This window comes from Geodermatophilus amargosae, assembly GCF_900116515.1.
Lineage (GTDB): Bacteria > Actinomycetota > Actinomycetes > Mycobacteriales > Geodermatophilaceae > Geodermatophilus > Geodermatophilus amargosae.
On record NZ_FPBA01000060.1, the window covers coordinates 1 to 1958 of the forward strand.

Sequence of the window (1958 nt, forward strand, 5' to 3'; positions counted from 1 at the left end):
TGCTCGTCCTTGCGGACGAGGACCGCCCGGTAGGACTCCGGCACCGGCAGTCCGCCGATGTCGCTCAGCTGGTCGGCGAGGATGGCGTCCCTGATGGCGTCCACGTGTCACTCCCGGGTCTTCGTCGGCTCGGAGGTCGGAGGGCGGTACGGGCGCAGGTTACCGAGCGGTAACCGGCGGGTGTTGCAGTGGTCCGGGTGCGGGGCCGGCCGGGTCAGTGCGGGGTGCGGGCGGGCTCGACGAGCTCGACGAGGACGCCGCCGGCGTCCTTGGGGTGCACGAAGTTGACCCGGCTGTCGGAGGTCCCGCGTCTGGGGGTGTCGTAGAGCAGCCGCAGGCCGCGCTCGCGGAGGGTGGCGCTGACCGCCTCGACGTCGTCGACGCGGAAGGCCAGCTGCTGCAGCCCCGGGCCCGAGCGGCCGATGAACTTGGCGATCGTGGACTCCGGCGTCAGCGGCGCGAGCAGCTGGATGCGGGTGTCACCGGAGCCGACGGCGAGCATCGCCTCGCGGACGCCCTGCTCCTCGTTCGTCTCCTCGTGCACCGACCGCACGCCGAAGGCCTGCGCGTAGAAGGCGATCGCCTCGTCCAGGTCGGGGACGGCGATGCCCACGTGGTCGATCGTGGTGAGCAGCCCGGCGGGCAGGCCCGCGGGGGCGGTCGTCGCGTCGTCAGCGGTCACCGCGTCATCCTGACGCAAGACGTCTGAGACGACTCCTGCAGGTGGCGGTTCTCACACGACGGAGGGCCCGCCGCGATGTGCGGCGGGCCCTCCGGACGTTCCGCTCAGCGGCCGAGGAAGCCGATCAGAGCGCGGTTGAACTCCTCCGGGTGCGAGGCGTTGACGCCGTGCGGACCGCCCTCGATGACGACGAGCTCGCTGCCGGCGATGGCCTCGTGCGCGCGCTTGCCGCTGACCTCGAACGGGACGATCGCGTCGCTGTCGCCGTGCACGACCAGGGTCGGGACGGTCACGGCGGCGACGTCGGCCCGGAAGTCGGTGCGGCCGAAGGCGGTGATGCAGTCGAGCGTGCCCTTGGGCGAGGCGAACGCGGCGATCTGCAGCGCGTACTGCCGCTGCGGCTCGCTCACCGCCGGGCTCCTGAGCAGGCTCGAGCCGCCGGGGGTGAAGAAGTCCTTCGTGAAGCCGTCGAGGAAGGCGAGGCGGTCGGTGACCACGCCGGCCTGGAACTGCTCGATCGTGCCGTCGTCGAGACCGCCGTCGGGGTTGTCGTCGCTCTCGTAGAGGTAGGGCGGGACGGCGGCGGCCAGCACGGCGCGGCTGACGCGGGCGGTGCCATGGCGAGCGAGATACCGGACGACCTCGCCGCCACCCATGGAGAAGCCGACGAGCGCGACGTCGGTCAGGTCCAGGCTGGTGAGCAGCGCGTCGAGGTCGGCGGCGAGGGTGTCGTAGTCGTAGCCGCTCCAGGGCTGCGAGGAGTTCCCGAAGCCGCGGCGGTCGTAGGTGACGACGCGGAATCCGGACTGCACCAGCGGGCCGACCTGGGCCTCCCAGCTGCGGCCGGACAGCGGCCAGCCGTGGATCAGGACCACCGGGCGGCCGGCGCCGTGGTCCTCGTAGTGGATCTCGACGGGCTGTCCGTTCTCGGTACCGACGGTCAGGCGGGGCACGGGTCCTCCAGGGGCTCGGAGACGATCTCCCTGGCGCCCTACCCGGCCGTGCCCAACCGAACCCCGCCGAGGGGGCGTCGACCCGGTTGGAGAACCGATCTATCCTCACGGCAAGCCCTGTCGCCGTGGCCCGTGCACCTCTGCGGGTGCGGCCCGACCCGCGGTCGCCAGCGTCGGCGACGCGCTCCTGGAGGCAGCATGTCCCGCTCGGTCATCGTCAGCGGCGCCCGGACCCCCATGGGCCGGCTCCTCGGCTCGCTCAAGGACTTCTCCGCCGCCGACCTCGGCGGCGTCGCGATCAAGGCGGCGCTCGAGCGCGCGGG

The 1958-nt window shown here is 72.7% G+C and carries 3 protein-coding genes; 1 reads left to right on the forward strand and 2 read right to left on the reverse strand.

What is annotated here, in order from left to right; all coding sequences use genetic code 11:
* Nucleotides 1-214: 214 nt before the first annotated feature.
* Together mce and BM414_RS28100 are read right to left on the reverse strand one after the other, a co-directional pair.
* Complete coding sequence (mce, locus tag BM414_RS28095; RefSeq protein WP_093585344.1) at nt 215-682, reverse strand: methylmalonyl-CoA epimerase; 468 nt, start codon at nt 680-682, stop codon at nt 215-217.
* A 104-nt stretch (nt 683-786) separates the two neighbouring features.
* A complete protein-coding gene (locus BM414_RS28100) occupies nt 787-1635 on the reverse strand; it encodes an alpha/beta fold hydrolase (protein WP_093585346.1) in 849 nt (282 codons plus the stop codon).
* 198 nt (nt 1636-1833) lie between these two features.
* On the opposite strand from BM414_RS28100, the gene BM414_RS31680 reads away from it, so the two are divergent.
* Nucleotides 1834-1958: thiolase family protein (locus BM414_RS31680; protein ID WP_483866624.1), on the forward strand; the 125-nt coding region annotated here is incomplete at its 3' end.